The organism is Micromonospora sp. NPDC023814, assembly GCF_040639595.1.
Taxonomy (GTDB): domain Bacteria; phylum Actinomycetota; class Actinomycetes; order Mycobacteriales; family Micromonosporaceae; genus Micromonospora.
This window is the reverse complement of record NZ_JBFAAF010000053.1, coordinates 1-15,169: the sequence shown is the minus strand read 5'-3', so window position 1 is coordinate 15,169 and position 15,169 is coordinate 1. Positions and strand designations below refer to the sequence as shown.

Genomic DNA, 15,169 nt, shown 5'->3' with positions numbered 1-15,169 from the left:
TCTTGTGCCCCTGCGTGCCCCCACACTGCCAGGATGCGGCAACGCTTTGGTCGCTTGCGCCCAGCCACCCCGCGAACGGCCCAGGGCGTGATCGGCCGGGCTCGGCTCGACTCCGCCCGGCGATTCCTTCTGCAGAGGGTCGAATCGCCTCGTCACCGCTGTGGGTGGCCACGAGGTCTCCGGTCAAACACCGCCTAGCATCGCCGGAATGTCGATCACTCCTCGGCGGTGCCGGATCCTGATGCTCGCGGCGGCGGCCGTGTTCCTCGCGGTCGCCCTCGTCATCCGCGCGACGGCCGGCGGCGGCCTCGAACAGCACTCCGGCACCGCCCTGTACGGGTCCATGGTCTGGGCCGGGGTGCTGTTCCTCCGGCCGCGCACGGCGCCGTTGTCGGCGGGCGCGGTGGCGGTCGCCTTCTGCTGGGCGGTCGAGGTGTCGCAGCTGACCGGCATCCCGGCGGCGCTGTCGGCGCGCAGCCTGGTGGCCCGGCTCGTGCTCGGCGTCCAGTTCGACCCGGTCGACCTCGCCTGGTACCCCGTCGGAGTGCTGCCGCTGGTGGCGCTGGCGCAGCTCGTGCGCCACACCCGCCGGCGCGCGGACTGAACGGTCGGCGCCGATAATCGGGGGCGCCGGGAGGCCCGCCCCGCCTATCGTGGCGCAGTGCTGATCAGACGCGAGACCCCCGCCGACATCGACGCCGTCCGGGCGGTGCACCTCGCCGCCTTCGCCGACCCCGACAAGCCGGACGCCGTACCGGTGGAGGCCGGGCTGGTGGACGCGCTGCGGGCGGACGCCGGGTGGCTGCCCGCCTTCTCCCTCGTCGCGACCGACGACGACGGGCAGGTCGTGGGGCACGTGGTGTGCACCCGGGGCCGGGTGGCCGGCGAGCCGGTCGCGCTGGGGCTGGGGCCGCTCGGCGTGTTGCCGGCCTGGCAGCGGCGCGGGGTCGGCTCCGCGCTGATGCACGCGGTGCTCGGCGCGGCCGACGCGCTCGACGAGCCGCTGGTGGTGCTCCTCGGCCACCCCGACTACTACCCCCGCTTCGGGTTCGGCCCGGCCGTCGACCTCGGCGTCACCCCACCGCAGCCGTGGGGGCCGCGGTACTTCATGGCGCGTCCGATGAGCGCCTGGCGGCCGTCGATCCGGGGCGAGTTCACCTACGCCCGCCCCTTCGACGACTTGTAGGCGGCCCCGACGGCCTTTGCCGCCTGCCGATCGTCCGGCATTATTGACGGATGGGAGAGGTGTTACCGATGCCGAGCTTCGGTGACCTGTTCACCGACCTGCGCGGCAGCGACCGGACGATGCGGGTGAGCTGGCATCCCGAGCGGGGCGCCGTGGTGCTGTCCCTGTGGTCGGGCACGGTGTGCCGGGGGTCCTTCCGGCTGGCCGCCGCCGACCTGCCGAGGCTGCTGTCGCTGCTCACCGACATCACCGCCCCCGCCCCGGACGGGCCCGCGCAGGGCGCCGCACCGGCCCGCCCCCGTGCCGCCTCGGCCGTGGAGCAGACCGGCGAGATCGACCGGCCCGCCCCTCGCGGCCTGCTCCCGATCGTCGCTGCCCCGCGCGCCGCCTGACAGTTCCGCACACCTCCACGTCACCCGCCCTGTCGGCTGGCGTGGTGGTCAGGTCTTCGCCGGCAGTGGGATTGGCGGGCGCGGGATGTTGTCATGGGCGGCGCCCTCCACTACGCGGGGCGGTCCTGCCGGGGTTGGACCGCCCGGTAGGTTTCGCAGGCCAGGTTGACGAGTTCGGTGAGGTGGGCGGGTGGGTCGTCCTTCCACCAGGCCAGCCAGACCGGTATCGGCTGGGCGTCGCGGACGGCGCGGTACGCCACCCCTGGCCTGGGGTTCTGGTTGGCGGTGGCCTCGGAGGTGATGCCGACCGCCTGGCCGGCGGCGATGAGGGTGAGCCACTCGTCGACGCCGTGGGTGGTGCGGATGGTCGCGGGTTCGGCGCCCGGCTGGAACAGTGCGGGTGTGGTGGTGCCGGTTCGGCTGTCGATGGCGACGGGGTATCTGGCCAGGTCGGCGGTGCGTACCGATCGTCGCCGGGCCAGCGGGTTGTCGGTGGCCACGGCGGCGTAGCGGGTTTCCACGCCGAGCAGTGCGGTCTCGAAGCGGGGATCGACCAGGTGCCGGCGGATCACGGCGACGTCGGCCGTGCCCTCGCTGAGCCCGGCGGTCGGGGTGTTGGACTGGACGAACACCAGCGGCACCTGGGGGTGGGCGGCGGCCCAGGTCTTCTGCAGTCGTCTGGTGTGTTTGCCCAGCGCCGCCCAGGCGTAGCCGACGCGCAGCTCGGTGCGGGATTCCTCGACGATCCGTCGCAGGTGGGCGACCTCGTCGAGCACCCGGCGCGCGGCGGCGACGACGCGGGTGCCGGTGCCGGTGAGCGAGACGTGCCGGGTCGTTCGCTGGAGCAGGCGAGCGCCGAGCGCCGCCTCCAGGGCGCTGACGGAACGCGAGACCGCCGCTTGGGAGACCCCCAGGACAGCCGCCGCGTCGGTGAAGGTTCCGGCGTCGACCACCGCGACGAGCGTGCGGAGCTGACGCAGCTGCACATCCATACGCCGAGCGTATAACTCTGGCGGCTGGTGCATTTCTGGTATTGGTCGGCGCGCGTCGACACTGCCGTCATGACCGTGAAGACGGCAGGTGAAGTTGCTGCTCAGGGCCCCCGCCGACCGACCGGCGACGACCGTGGGCCGCTGCTGCACGGGATCGCCACGATGACCGCAAGCGCGACGAGCAACCAGGTCGGGGCGGCCGTGGGGGCGCACGCGTTCGCCACCCTCGGGCCCGCCGGGGTCGTCGCCGTGCGGCAGTTCGTCGCGGCGTCGGTGCTACTGCCGACCGTGCGCCCGAACCTGCGTCGCTTCACCTGGGCCCAATGGTGGCCGACCCTGCTGCTCGGGCTGGTCTTCGCCACGATGAACCTCAGCCTCTACACCGCGATCGACCGGATCGGGCTCGGCCTGGCCGTCACCCTGGAGTTCCTCGGCCCGCTCGCCGTCGCCCTGGCCGGTTCCCGAACCCGGCTCGACCTGCTCTGTGCGGCGGGCGCCTGTGTCGGCGTGTACGTCCTGGTCCTGCCGGGCCCGGCCAGCGACCACCTCGGAGTGGGGCTCGGCCTGCTCGCGGCGGCGTGCTGGGCGGCGTACATCCTGCTCAACCGGCTCGTCGGGGCCCGCCTGCCGGGGTTGCAGGCACCGGCGGCGGCGACCCTGGTGTCCGCGCTGCTCTACCTGCCGGTCGCGGCCACCCTGCTCGCGCAGGGACGACTGGCCGGCACCGCGATCCTCTACGCCGTCGGTGCGGGCATCCTCAGCTCGGTGGTGCCCTACGCCGCCGACCTGGTCGCGCTGCGTACCGTGCCGGCCCGCTTCTTCGGCGTGTTCATGAGCATCCACCCGGTACTGGCCGCGCTCGCCGGCCTCGTCCTCCTCGGCCAGATACTGAAACCACACGAGTGGCTCGGCATCGCCACCATCGTGACGGCCAACGCCCTGGCCGTCCAGACCGCCTCGACAGCCAAGGCACGGCACGGCGCGACGACTCGTGCCCGGACCGGTCGGGGGGACCGCGCCGGCAACCGCGACTGAACAGCCCGGTTGGTGTCGACCCGGGAAGCAAGCTCCAACGCTTGCAGAGGGAGGGGTGGCGAGGCGTGCGGCGGCGGGCGCGTGCCGCTCGGCCTCGCCGTCGCGGCGGGCGCCGCCCAGCATTGTCCGGGCAGGTCAGCGCCGATGCCGACCCGCTCCGTGCGAACATGTGTTCGTGTCGCGCGAGGCCCGCATCCTGCACGCCGACCTGGACGCGTTCTACGCGTCGGTCGAGCAGCGCGACGACCCGCGCCTGCGGGGCCGGCCGGTGATCGTCGGCGGCGGCGTGGTCCTGGCGTGCAGCTACGAGGCGAAGGCCCGGGGCGTACGCAGCGCGATGGGCGGCCGGCAGGCCCGCCTGCTCTGCCCGGAGGCCGTCGTCGTGCCGCCGAGGATGGCGGCCTACACGGCGGCCAGCCGCGCCGTGTTCGAGATCTTCCGGCAGACCACCCCGGTCGTCGAGGGCCTCTCCATCGACGAGGCGTTCCTCGACGTCGGCGGCCTGCGGCGGCTGGTCGGGCCGCCCGCCGACATCGCCGCCCGGCTGCGCCGGGAGGTGCGCGCGCGGGTCGGCCTGCCGATCACCGTGGGCGTGGCCCGGACGAAGTTCCTCGCCAAGGTGGCCAGCGGCGTCGCGAAGCCCGACGGCCTGCTGGTCGTGCCGCCGGACGAGGAACTGGCCTTCCTGCACCCACTGCCGGTGGAGCGGCTGTGGGGGGTCGGGCCGGTGACCGCGGGGAAGCTGCGCGAGCGGGGCGTCCGCACCGTCGGGCAGGTCGCCCGGCTCGGCGAGGCGACGCTGGTCTCGCTGCTCGGCGCGGGGGCCGGCCGGCACCTGCACGCCCTGGCGCACAACCGCGACCCCCGGCCGGTGCAGGTCGGCCGCCGCCGTGGGTCGATGGGCGCGCAGCACGCCCTGGGTCCCGTCCCGCACTCCCCCGCCGAGTTGGAGGCGATCCTCGCCGGCCTGGTCGACCGGGTGACCCGGCGGATGCGGGCGGCGGCGCGGGCGGGGCGGACGGTGACGCTGCGGCTGCGGTTCGGCGACTACACCCGCGCGACCCGCTCGCACACGGTGGCCAAGGCGACCGCCGACACGACGCCGCTGCTCGGCGCGACGCGCGCGCTGCTGCGGGCGGCGCTACCGGAGATCGAGCGGCGCGGCGTGACGCTGATCGGCGTGTCGGTGGGCAACCTGGACGACTCCCCCGTGCAGCCGCCGCTGCCGTTCGACCGCGACCCGGGGGCGGACCTGGACGCGGCGGTGGACGCGGTACGCGACCGGTTCGGGTCGGCGGCGCTCACCCGGGCGGTGCTGCTGGGCCGCGAGCCGGGCCTGGAGATGCCGCTGCTGCCGGACTGATCGACGGCGGCGGAGAAAGCAGTGGTCGTGACGGTGGTCCCCGATGCCGCCGGTGACCGCCGTCGTCTCGCATCTGGCCGAGGCGAGGCAGCGACACCCGGCGACCGGTCACCCGTTCATCGCCGTGACATGCGCTCCCGCCGCGGCGATCCCACCGCTCATCGCATGTGCATTGCGGCCGATGAATATTGATAGCTAGGCATGACCCACGCCGATCCGGCGGACCCGACCTACCCGACCTGCTGGAGGTCCGAGTCATGCCCCGTCCACCCCGTTCCCGGCGGACACGCGACACGCGCCGTGCCGCCATCGCCGCAGTAGGCCTCCTCCTGTCCACCGTCGCAGTGGCGTTCGGGCAGCCGCCTGCCGCCGGCGCCGCACCCGATCCTGTCAGCTCCAGGCCGATCGACGGCACCTCGTGCGCCGCCAACGTCAACGGCATGGCCGACTTCACTCCCGTCCTCGCGCTGGACCTGCCCGAACGGGCCAGCTGGTTGAACCAGACGCCGCCGTACGCCTTCGACCGCACCGCCGAGGTGGCCGCCGGCTTCGACCGGGTCGGATACTGCCTGGAGCTGACTACTCCGGCGGGCCCGCAGTGGGTGTGGACGGCGATGGCGCCGTTCACCACCGACGCCGGCCGGCTCGGCCTGCCGACCCGCACCGGGGAGATCATCCGACAGCGGGTCAGCGACCTGGAGGTCGCGTCGAACGTCCCGGGCGTCACCACCGGCACCGACCTGGCCGGTCACGTGGAGATGTGGCCCCACACCTACAGCAGCGGAGGGTCCCGCCAGATCGCCGGCGCCTCGCCGAGCGTCTACGACGCCGACGACACCGTCAACCCGTCCGGCGGGTACGGGTCGTTCCAGGTGCACCAGGTCGGCGCCACCCGCCCGTCGTCCGTGACGCCCCGCACGGTGCTCGCGGTCAACACCTTCACCTCCTCCGGGGCGCCGCTCTCGCTCGGTATCGGCCCCGCGCCCAGCGGGCACCCGGACTGGACCTTCGCGGGGAACGCGGGCACCTTCACGCAGCGCCGGCTCACCGTGTACGCCCGGCCTTCCGTGCTCGCCCTCGACCAGCACCCGCAGGACCGCCAGTTGTACCCACGGGACGCCTCGAACGCGGCAACGGTGCCCGTGTCCGGGACGGTCACCGATCCGCGGGTCAAGGCGGTACAGCTGAAGGTGACGAGCGGCGAGGACGAGTGGACCTACCTCGCGGAGGTCACCGACCGGCGCGACTTCTCCTTCAGCCCCCGCATCGACGCCGCGCTACGCGAGTACCGGTTCGAGCTACGCGCGCTCGGCGCCGGCGTCACCCGCCGGGCCGGCCTGTGGGAGGGCGTCCTGGCCGGGGACGTCTACGTCATCCAGGGCCAGTCCAACGCCGTCTCCGCCGTGTACCGGGGTTCGTCCGCCGGCGAGGAGTCGCCGTTCATCCGCAGCTACGGCTCGCCCACCGCGGAGCCGGTGCTGTCCGCGGCGGAACGCAGCTGGAACTACGCCGCCAGCGAGGTCACCAACCAGCCCGGTTCCGTCGGCCAGTGGGGCATTCGCATGGCCCGCCGGATCGTCGACACCTACGGCGTCCCGGTCGCCCTCGTCAACGGCGGCCACGGCGGCCGACCCATCTCGTTCTTCCAGCGCGACGACGCCGACCCCGACGCCATCGGCACCAACTACGGACGGCTGCGGCAACGACTGGTCGCCGCCGGAGTCCAGGCCGACGTGCGCGGTCTCCTCTGGTATCAGGGCGAGTCCGACAACGACAACGCCGCCGTCCACGTCTCCGGGTTCACCGCGCTGCTCACCGACTGGCGCAGCGAGATCGGCACCCGCGGCGGCGACGGCGCCCGGTACTTCGTCTACCAGGTCCGCACCTCCCCCTGCGGCAACAGCACCACCGGGGCGCTGCGGGAGGCGCAGCGGCAGATGGGTGACACGCTCGGCGTCACCCTGCTGTCCACGAACGGCCTGTCCGGCCACGACGGGTGCCACTACGCCTGGGAACAGGGCTACCGGGAGATGGGCGACCACACGTTCGCCGTGGTGGCCCGCGACCTGTATCACGGCCCCAGTGCCGGGGTGGCACCACCCAACCCGCGCAGCGCGACCTTCTCCAACGCCGAGCGCACCGAGGTGACGGTGCAGCTGCGCAGCGACGACCCGCTGGTCGTCGATCCTGGTGCCGCGGCCGACTTCCGGGTCAACGGCAGCACGGCGACGGTCACCGGCGTCGAATACCGGCCGGGCGGTCGGCTGGTACTGACGCTCTCCGCGCCGGCTGACGGGGCGACCGGGGTGAGTTACCTGAGCCACCTGCGCGCCGGGCCGTGGATCGTCAACGCGACGGGCAGTGGGCTGCTCACCTTCCACAACCTGCCGATCGACTGACCGGCGGCCGGCGGGGCGGGAACGGCGCGGACCACCCGAGGTGGTTCGCGCCGTTCCGGCCCCGCGGCAGGGGCCCGCCGGGCCGTCGGCACCGGTCGGAGGACCCTCAGTCGGCCGACAGGACGGCGGTGCCCCTGCGGTAGTTCGTGCCGTTGCCGTCGGGGCGGTAGTTGTTCTCGACGTTGCCCGCCGAGTCCACCGAGAACCAGTGGACGGTGGTGCCCGCCGGGACGGTCAGCGTCTCCCCGCCCTCGCGGACGCCGGCGGAGCCGTAGAGGGTCGACGCGTACGTCGGGGCGCCACGGTCGAGGGTGTAGAAGACGGCCGCCGGCTCGCTCGTGGAGAACGTCACGTTCACCATGCCCGGCGTCGAACTCGGCGCGACCGCCAGCGTGCTGCGCGGCCGGCTGTTGTCCTTGGCGAAGTCACGGGCCACCCGCATCAGCTCGACGAGGCCATTGGCGAACTCCATGGTCTCGTCGTGCGCCTCGTCCCACTCCGGCTGGAACGAGGTGCCGACCTCGAAGTTCCAGGCGTAGATGCCGTACTTGTACCAGAGCATGTCCCCGGAGTTGCCGGCCGCCGAGTAGAGCACGTCGGAGATCGGGCCGGTACGCGCCGGGGTGACCGCCATGTTGCGGTGCCGCTTGATGGCGGCCAGGATCCGCGACGACGCGCCCCAGAACGCCGACTCCTCGGCCAGGGTCGGCCGCGGCGCGGAGACCCGGTCGGGCAGCGCGTACGCCCCCGGCGACCACATGAAGTAGTTGCCCGACGAGTGCAGGTTCATCGAGAACCTGATGTTCGGGCGGGCGGCCAGCCAGTCGACGTTGCGGTTCTCCGGCTCGGACAGCTCGCTCGGGCCGGCGTAGGTGCCGCTGGTGCAGCTCGACGACGCGCCGGAGTAGCCGTCGAAGAGGCTGTACTCGGTGTAGTTGCGGTTGTTGTCCACGCCCCACGAGTTGCGGGCCAGGAAGTCGGCGGCCCCGGTCGACGGGCAGTGGTTGGTCATGTTCTTGCGCTGGGAGTTGAAGTCGTAGAACGAGTAGTGCCCGCCGTCGGGGTTGACCGACGGGGCGATCCAGATGTCGAGGTTGTCCAGCAGCTGCTTGGTCTGGCCGTCGTGGGCGTAGTTGCGCAGCAGCCGTTCGGCGGTCTCGATGGTGACCAGCGGCGGCACCCACTCGCGGGCGTGCTCCTGGGCATAGGCGAGCACGCCGAGCTTCGAGCCGTCGCGGTGCTTGCCGATCCGGATCGCGTACACCGGGTGCGGGTCGCGGGAGACGCTGGCGGGCGCGCTGAGGCCGTCGCTGAGCGGGGTCCGCGGCGCCGGCGCGACCACGCCGGTTCCCCCGCTGCCCCGATAGGTGTACGCCCGCAGCAGCGCCCCGGCACCGGCGTTGAGCGCCGCGACGACCTGGGCGGCGGTGCTGGTCACCGCGCCGGCGCCGTCGGTGCCCAGGGTGACCCGTACCGCGGAGCCGGTGACGGTCACCGACAGCGGCGTGTTCGCCGCGCCCGGGTCGGCGAGCTCCACGGAGATGGCGTTGCCGCCCTCGTGGCCCCAGGCGAGGGAGTCCACCGCGACGCGGCTGGCGGTGGCGGTGCCGAGCACCGCCTGCGCGTGCCGCCGGTAGCCGTTGGTCTTGTAGGGCAGCTCCACGACCTCGGCGAGCCGCGGGAACTCGGCGGCCAGCTGGTGGATCCGCGCGTACAGCTCGGTGGGCGTCAGGTAGCTGGTGACGAAGTCCTTCTGGTAGCCCGGTCCCTCGGGGCCGGTGCCCGGGGTCGGCAGCCACTCCCGCACCTGCGCGACGGCCACGTCGCCGGTCGGGCTGGTGATCCGGATGCGGTCGGGGCGGCTGGTCACCGTGGCGGCGCCCCGGTGGTACAGGTAGACGCCGGCGTCGACGAACCGGGAGATGGTCTGCGTCCCTCCGGAGCCGAACTCGGTGCCGGGGCCGCTGTCCCGCTCGACGGTGAGGGGGGTCGCGGCCGTCTGGCCCTGCGTCCACTTCGCCTCGACGGAGAGGATCTGGCTGGTCCCGGAGGTGTACCAGTCCGCCCGGATGATCTTGACGTCGGAGGCGTCCGGGGCGCTCGGGTCGCCCGCGGCGGCGGCGAACTGCCGGTTCTCGGCCACGTGGCCGGCGATGGTCGCCTCGCGTTCCGCCACCCGCTCCCGCGCGTCGGCGGGCCGGTGCAGCACCTTGCCGAGTGTGAAGCCGGCCTCGGTCAGCGCCGCCGCCTCGCCGGCCGTGACGACCGCGTGCGCGACGACGCCGTTCTCGGTGTGGGCGACGTGGTGGTCGAGGTCGACGCCGGTGGCGACGAGGGCGTCCAGCTGTGCGGTGCCGGCGAGCAGCACCTCGACGACGTTCGCCTCCTCGTCGCCGACCCGGACCAGGTCGACGGCGGGGGCGACGGACGGCGCGGTGGCCGAGGCCGGGCTGACCAGCAGCACCACGGCCACGGCCCCGGCCAGCACGGCGGGGAGGGGAAGGCGGCGTCGCCACCGGGGACCTAGGGGATCACGCATCTGTCGACCCTTCTGTTCGTCGGCACGGGTGACCGAACGAGATGGCCGAGGGGCCCGCCCGGGGTACGCGGCTCCGCCCCGTCGGTCGCGCGCCACGCCTGCGGCGCCACGACACGGTGGAAGGAAGGTGTGGTGCTGTCCGGTTGCGGCGGACCGACGCTGGCCGCATCGCCGAGCTGCGGAAACGTCGTCAGGCTGATAGACGGGAGGCTGCTCCGGTGACGGTCGGTGGACTGGGCCAATCCTCAGTGCGCCCAAAGTGATCTGTCAATACCTCCGGTAAGCCCCGGGGTTCGCCTCGGCAGTCCGGGCCACCACTGGTCCCCGGCACCCGAGCGGGCGGGAACAGGCGCCGTGGGCCGCCGGTCAACCTTTTCCGGCGTCCCAGGGTCATCTTCTCGTCGATGATGCCCACGTAGGGCTGGAGGGTGTACGTGGCGGATGACGGTTTCCGCGAGTTCGTCGAGATCCGGTATGCGGATCTGCTGCGGACCGCGTACCTGCTGACCGGTTCACGGCACGCCGCCGAAGACCTGGTGCAGAACGCGCTGATGCGGGCGATGCGACGGTGGCGGCACGTGGACGAACCGATGGCATACGTCCGCCGGATCATGGTCAACGAGCGGGTCAGCCTGTGGCACCGGTTCGGTTCCCGGGAGTTCCTGGCCGGAGTGACCGGTGCCTGGCGGCTGCACGACGACCGGGGGCGAAGCCGGGACGTGGCGGACGACGTCGTGGTACGCGAAGAGGTGCGCGCCGCCTTGCACGGTCTGCCACCCCGGATGCGGGCGGTGTTGGTGCTGCGCTACTGGGAGGACCTCACCGAGGCGCAGACCGCCCAGACGCTCGGTTGCTCGGTCGGCACGGTGAAGAGTCTCGCGTCCCGCGGGATCGCCCGGCTGCGGGCGGTGCTGCCGACGCCCTCGGCAGGGTCGTCACGGCCGGGCGATCAAGAGCCGCTGCCACCCGGCCCGTCACCGACGGTCGTGGTGCCCGCCGCCACTAGCTGGAGAGGTGCGAACGATGCCCGATGAGATCAAGGAGGCGTTGACCCGGCTCGCCGATCCGGTCCTGCCGCGCCCCGACCCGTATCACCGGTTGCTGGTCCGCGTCCGGCGGCGCCGGCAGCGGCGGATGGCCGCGGCGGGCGTGGCCGGCCTGGCGGCGGTGGCGGTGGCGCTGCCGATGTTCGGTGCGGCCGGCCCCCCGGCAGGCACCGACGCCGCGTCGCCGCCACCCGCGATGGGAACGTACCAGCCGGCGAGCCGGATCGACGAGCCGATGGTGCGGCGGTTGTTGGACTCGCCGACCCGGGGCAACCTCGCCGGCGACCCGGCGCTGATCGCGGACATCGAGCAGCAGTACCGGTCGGCTCGCGCCCACCTGCTGGTCGACCCGGCGCTGGACGAGGTGAAGGTGCTGCTCGCACACGACGCACCGGGAGCCCGGACGGTGGTGGTGGTGGCCTTCCTGAACGACTCGCACGCATTGCTGCGCCATGGACTCGGTGATGCCGGTGCGTCCGTGCCGGAACTGCTGGACAAGACCGGCACCCCGGACGAACCGCAGCCCCTGGAGCCGATCGTCTTCCTCGGCCGGCTGTCTCCGGTGGCCGGCCGCCATCTCACCGACCTCACCGTCGGGCTGGCACCGGCCGGGTGCCGCGTCGAAACCTCCGCCGACGGCCGGATCCAGCCGGACGGATCGGTCGCCCGAAGCTGGCAGGCGGAGAACACCGATGGTTTCGTGGTCCGGGGGGCGGGCCAGGTGGCCGAACGGTGGCGGTTCACCTGCGACGGCGTCGTGCGATACGCCGGTCCGGGCGGTGGCGGACTGGGCATGGCCAGCCCGACGGGGAAGGCACCGCCGGGTTCCACCACCGGCGCGCGCGGCTCAGCGGAAACCACGCTCGCCACCACCGCCGTACGCGCCCTGCAAGACGTGCTCGATGGCCACGGGCTCACCGGGCCGGCGCCCCAGGTGATCTGGAGCGGACGGCTACCCGACTGGGTTCCTGGCGCGCCAGTGGCCGCGTTGGCGAGTTCCTGCTCGCCTGACGGCGGCTGCGCCGCCCTGCTCGTGACCGAGACCGATCTGCCGCAGCGAGCGGAGTCGGGGGCACCGGTCACCTACCGGACCGCCACCGGGCTTCCTGACCTGGTAGCCGTCCAGGTGCCCGGTGAGACAGGCGGCGTGCTGGTCGTCGGGCCGGAGTCGGCGGTCCGCGCCGAGTTGCTCGACGGCAAGGGGCGCACGATCGCGAGCGGTCGGCTGGAAGCCGGTGCGGGCACGGTACGCGTCGATCCCCGCCAGGTGGCCACGGTGAACATCCTCGACACGAGCGGCCGGGTCCTGCGGACGGAGGCCACACCGGCCCTCGGCGCCGACACCGGCCAGCTCGGTGAACCGACTGTATGGGCGAGGTGACGACCGCCCGTTGGCCGCGTGCCCCGGCCGGGACGGGCCGGGCACGCGGTTCCCGGTGAAGTGCTCCGTGCGGCCGGACAACGATCCGCCCCTGGTCGGGCGGCCCGCGACCGGACCACCGACACGGGGCGGTCGGTCCGGTCCCACCGCCGGATGGTCTCCGGCGGTGGGACCGGTTCCTCGCTGGCCTGCTGAGCGGCCGTGGCGTACGAGTCACGCGGCCGGGGCCGGTCAGCGTCCACCGGTGGATCCGGGCTGAGGGCAGCTCAGCCGCAGTTGCCCCAGCTGTACCGGCCAGCGCCCTGCCAACTGGTGCCGTACAGGACCTCGCCGCTGTACATCACGCACTTGTCACGGGCAGAGCGTTGGATCGCGGCGTAGTACTTGAAGTTTCCGGAGTCGTAGACCCAGGAACCACCCTCCACCCGGATCCCGGCGGAAACCCCGGTCGTCGAGCCGACAGCCACCCGCTTGAGGGTGGCGACACAGTTGTACGCGGTGGCGCTGTTGTACATCAGGTAGACGTCGCCAACCCTGGTGCCATCCGGCGCGTAGATCGACCGGTGGCCGTCACCGGCGTACGCCCACGAGCCACCGAAGTCGTTGTTGCACGCCTGCGCCGCGGTGAACGGGTTCGTCGCGGCCTGAGCGGGTGAAGCGAACCCCACCGCCGCAACAGTGGCGGAGATGACGGAGATGATCGAGATGGTCAGTCGTCGCGCTGGTCCGCGCACACAGTCCCCCAAATGCTCCGGCGCCGAGATCACGCATGAGCCGCCATGATCCCACAGTGGATCATCACCAGGATCCGGGGCGGCGCGGGCAGCCGGATCGGTGGCGCAGGCGCCGGAGAAGGTGGAGCAGGGTGCTGACGGCCGCGCGCACCGGCAGCGCCCGGCACTGCGCCAGTCCCGCCGGCAACACGAGCTGATATCCGTTTTGCACTGGTGAGACCATGCGGGCGTGAACAAGATCCCCACGCTGTTCCGCCGCGACCCGGACGACCGCAAGCGCGTCCTGCCCGAGGCCAACCCCGCCTGCCAGTGGGTCCTCGACGGCGAGGGAACGCCGACGCGCAAGTACGACGGCACCTGCGTGATGCTCGACGATGACGGCACCTGGTGGGCACGGCGCGAGGTGCGGCCTGGACGGACGCGGCCGCCGGGCTACCGGCCGGTGATGACGGACGAGGTCATGGGCAAGACCGTGGGTTGGGAACCAATCGAGCAGTCGCCGTACGCGAGGTACCACGCCGAGGCTCTCGCCCGCTCGCCCGAGCGGCGCCGCGCCGGCACCTACGAGCTGATCGGCCCGAAGATCAACGGGAACCCCGAGGGCGTGCGGGGCCACGAACTCGTACCGCACGGCGACGCGGAGAGGCTGGACGTGCCGCGCGACCTGGCCGGCCTGCGTGACTGGCTGCTGGCGCACCCTCAGTACGAGGGCATCGTCTGGCACCACCCGGACGGCCGGAGGGCGAAGTTGAAGCACCGCGACTTCGCCTGAGCCGGCCGGCCCCTCTCAGTCCTCGACGTCGGGTGACTCCGGCGGCGGCAGCGGCAGTTCGACGGCGGCGACCACTCCCACCCGCACGGCGGAGTGCGCCGGCGGCAGCTTGTCCGCTCGCGGCGAGCGGCTGTGCACCCTGCCCCGGCCAGTCGGGTCCGGTCGCCGGTTCACCTCGCAGGTCACCATCCGGATCGGCGGAGGCGGTGCCGTGAACCGGCCGGTACCCCACCGCACCCACAGCGGGATCCGCCCCGCGTCGGCTTCGGCGAGCAGCTTCTCCCACGTGCGGCGGCGCGTACCGTGATCGACCTCGACGACGACCGGCGGGCCGTCCGGGCGGGCACAGGCCACGTCGAGCACCGACTGCTGTGCGGACATCGGCGGTGGCAGCGGCAGCACGCTGGACGCCCGCCGGTAGACCCGCCAGCCCCGCTGTTCCGCCCAGTCGACCACCGCGTCGATCAGTCGGGCGGTGACCTGGTCCGTCGTCAGGTCGGTGAAGGAGACCGCGTCGAGCCCGTCAGCCAGCGACGCCGCCAACCGCTCCCCGTCCTCACCGACCACCACCGCCGCAGGGTAACCGCGCAACCGGCCGTCCGTGCCGGCGGGGCAGCACGAGAACAGGCGCGAGGACGGCCGCGTCGGGGTGTGATCGATGCGCCACTGCGACCCGTACCAGTCCCCGGCGCGTGGATGATGGCTGATATGAGCCACGTGCACTCCGTACCGGTGCGGGTTCATCCCGAGCCGTGCGAGACGATCGCCTGCCTCCCGCATCCGCGACTGCGGCCGTATGTCGTGGGTTACGCGGGCTTCCGTTCAGGTTCGGGAGCAGCCGTACGGCACCGGGCCCTACCGATGAACCTGGCCACGATGATCGTCGACTTCGCCGGGCCGAGCAGGGTGATCACCGGGCCCCGAGGTGACCCCGTCGTCTACGAGCAGACCGCTTGGGGCGACGGCGTCTCGATCGGCCTGACGCCGGCCGGAGTGACCGCGCTCCTCGGCGTGCCGATGCGGGAGCTGGCCGGCGGCACCTTCCGGCTGGCGGACGTCTTCGGCCGCCCGGAGGTGGAGCTGGCCGAGCGGCTCGGGGAGGCACCGGACCGGCCGGCGTGGTTCGCGGTGCTGGACGACTTCCTGACCGCTCGGCTCGCCGCGGACATGGGGCCGGACGGGCTGACGATACGTGCCTGGTGGCGACTCCAGCAATCGGCGGATCGGCTCCGGATCAGCGCGTTGGCCGACGAGCTCGGCGTCAGCCGGCGCAACCTCGAGCTCCGGTTCCAGCGACAGATCGGTCTGTCCCCCGGAACTGTCACCAGGA

At 73.0% G+C, this 15,169-nt stretch carries 14 protein-coding genes; 10 read left to right on the top strand and 4 right to left on the bottom strand.

Annotated features, from left to right (window positions below; genetic code table 11):
• Window positions 1-208 precede the first annotated feature (208 nt).
• From AB0G14_RS24725 to AB0G14_RS24715, 3 genes are all read left to right on the top strand, one after another.
• On the top strand, window positions 209-604 hold the full coding sequence (locus tag AB0G14_RS24725; protein WP_357701166.1) for a DUF2809 domain-containing protein: 396 nt from the start codon (window positions 209-211) through the stop codon (window positions 602-604).
• Window positions 605-661: 57 nt separating this feature from the next.
• Entirely contained in the window at window positions 662-1,186 is a 525-nt protein-coding gene (locus AB0G14_RS24720) for an N-acetyltransferase (RefSeq protein ID WP_357701164.1), read from the top strand.
• Between the two features lie 68 nt (window positions 1,187-1,254).
• Window positions 1,255-1,578, top strand: a complete 324-nt coding sequence (locus tag AB0G14_RS24715; RefSeq protein ID WP_357701162.1) for a hypothetical protein — start codon at window positions 1,255-1,257, stop codon at window positions 1,576-1,578.
• 110 nt (window positions 1,579-1,688) lie between these two features.
• Here AB0G14_RS24715 and AB0G14_RS24710 read toward each other — a convergent pair whose 3' ends face one another.
• On the bottom strand, window positions 1,689-2,570 hold the full coding sequence (locus tag AB0G14_RS24710) for a LysR family transcriptional regulator (RefSeq protein WP_357701160.1): 882 nt from the start codon (window positions 2,568-2,570) through the stop codon (window positions 1,689-1,691).
• A gap of 69 nt (window positions 2,571-2,639) precedes the next feature.
• Here AB0G14_RS24710 and AB0G14_RS24705 point away from each other — a divergent pair, with 69 nt between their 5' ends.
• The 3 genes from AB0G14_RS24705 to AB0G14_RS24695 all read left to right on the top strand — a co-directional run bounded on the left by AB0G14_RS24705 (window position 2,640) and on the right by AB0G14_RS24695 (window position 7,367).
• A complete protein-coding gene (locus tag AB0G14_RS24705; RefSeq protein WP_357701158.1) occupies window positions 2,640-3,605 on the top strand; it encodes an EamA family transporter in 966 nt (321 codons plus the stop codon).
• Window positions 3,606-3,780: 175 nt separating this feature from the next.
• Window positions 3,781-4,968, top strand: coding sequence for a DNA polymerase IV (gene dinB / locus AB0G14_RS24700; protein ID WP_357701156.1), 1,188 nt, complete (start codon window positions 3,781-3,783; stop codon window positions 4,966-4,968).
• A gap of 440 nt (window positions 4,969-5,408) precedes the next feature.
• Window positions 5,409-7,367: a sialate O-acetylesterase gene (locus AB0G14_RS24695; RefSeq protein ID WP_357701154.1), complete on the top strand. Its 1,959-nt coding sequence runs from the start codon at window positions 5,409-5,411 to the stop codon at window positions 7,365-7,367.
• 106 nt (window positions 7,368-7,473) lie between these two features.
• On the opposite strand, the gene AB0G14_RS24690 is transcribed toward AB0G14_RS24695, so the two are convergent.
• Complete coding sequence (locus AB0G14_RS24690; RefSeq protein WP_357701152.1) at window positions 7,474-9,906, bottom strand: M14 family metallopeptidase; 2,433 nt, start codon at window positions 9,904-9,906, stop codon at window positions 7,474-7,476.
• A 434-nt stretch (window positions 9,907-10,340) separates the two neighbouring features.
• Between AB0G14_RS24690 and AB0G14_RS24685 the strand changes: the two genes are divergently transcribed.
• Window positions 10,341-10,940: a SigE family RNA polymerase sigma factor gene (locus AB0G14_RS24685; RefSeq protein WP_357701150.1), complete on the top strand. Its 600-nt coding sequence runs from the start codon at window positions 10,341-10,343 to the stop codon at window positions 10,938-10,940.
• A complete protein-coding gene (locus AB0G14_RS24680; protein WP_357701148.1) occupies window positions 10,930-12,333 on the top strand; it encodes a hypothetical protein in 1,404 nt (467 codons plus the stop codon). Before AB0G14_RS24685 ends, AB0G14_RS24680 begins: the two co-directional genes overlap by 11 nt.
• Before the next feature lie 266 nt (window positions 12,334-12,599).
• On the opposite strand, the gene AB0G14_RS24675 is transcribed toward AB0G14_RS24680, so the two are convergent.
• Window positions 12,600-13,001 carry a hypothetical protein gene (locus AB0G14_RS24675; protein ID WP_357701146.1) on the bottom strand — a complete coding sequence of 134 codons (402 nt, stop codon included), beginning with the start codon at window positions 12,999-13,001 and terminating at the stop codon, window positions 12,600-12,602.
• A 295-nt stretch (window positions 13,002-13,296) separates the two neighbouring features.
• Here AB0G14_RS24675 and AB0G14_RS24670 point away from each other — a divergent pair, with 295 nt between their 5' ends.
• Window positions 13,297-13,839: a DUF5565 family protein gene (locus tag AB0G14_RS24670; protein ID WP_357701144.1), complete on the top strand. Its 543-nt coding sequence runs from the start codon at window positions 13,297-13,299 to the stop codon at window positions 13,837-13,839.
• Window positions 13,840-13,854: 15 nt separating this feature from the next.
• On the opposite strand, the gene AB0G14_RS24665 is transcribed toward AB0G14_RS24670, so the two are convergent.
• Entirely contained in the window at window positions 13,855-14,409 is a 555-nt protein-coding gene (locus AB0G14_RS24665) for a hypothetical protein (RefSeq protein ID WP_357701142.1), read from the bottom strand.
• 306 nt (window positions 14,410-14,715) lie between these two features.
• Here AB0G14_RS24665 and AB0G14_RS24660 point away from each other — a divergent pair.
• Window positions 14,716-15,169 (top strand): helix-turn-helix transcriptional regulator (locus AB0G14_RS24660; RefSeq protein WP_357701140.1); only part of this gene is annotated, 454 nt, incomplete at its 3' end.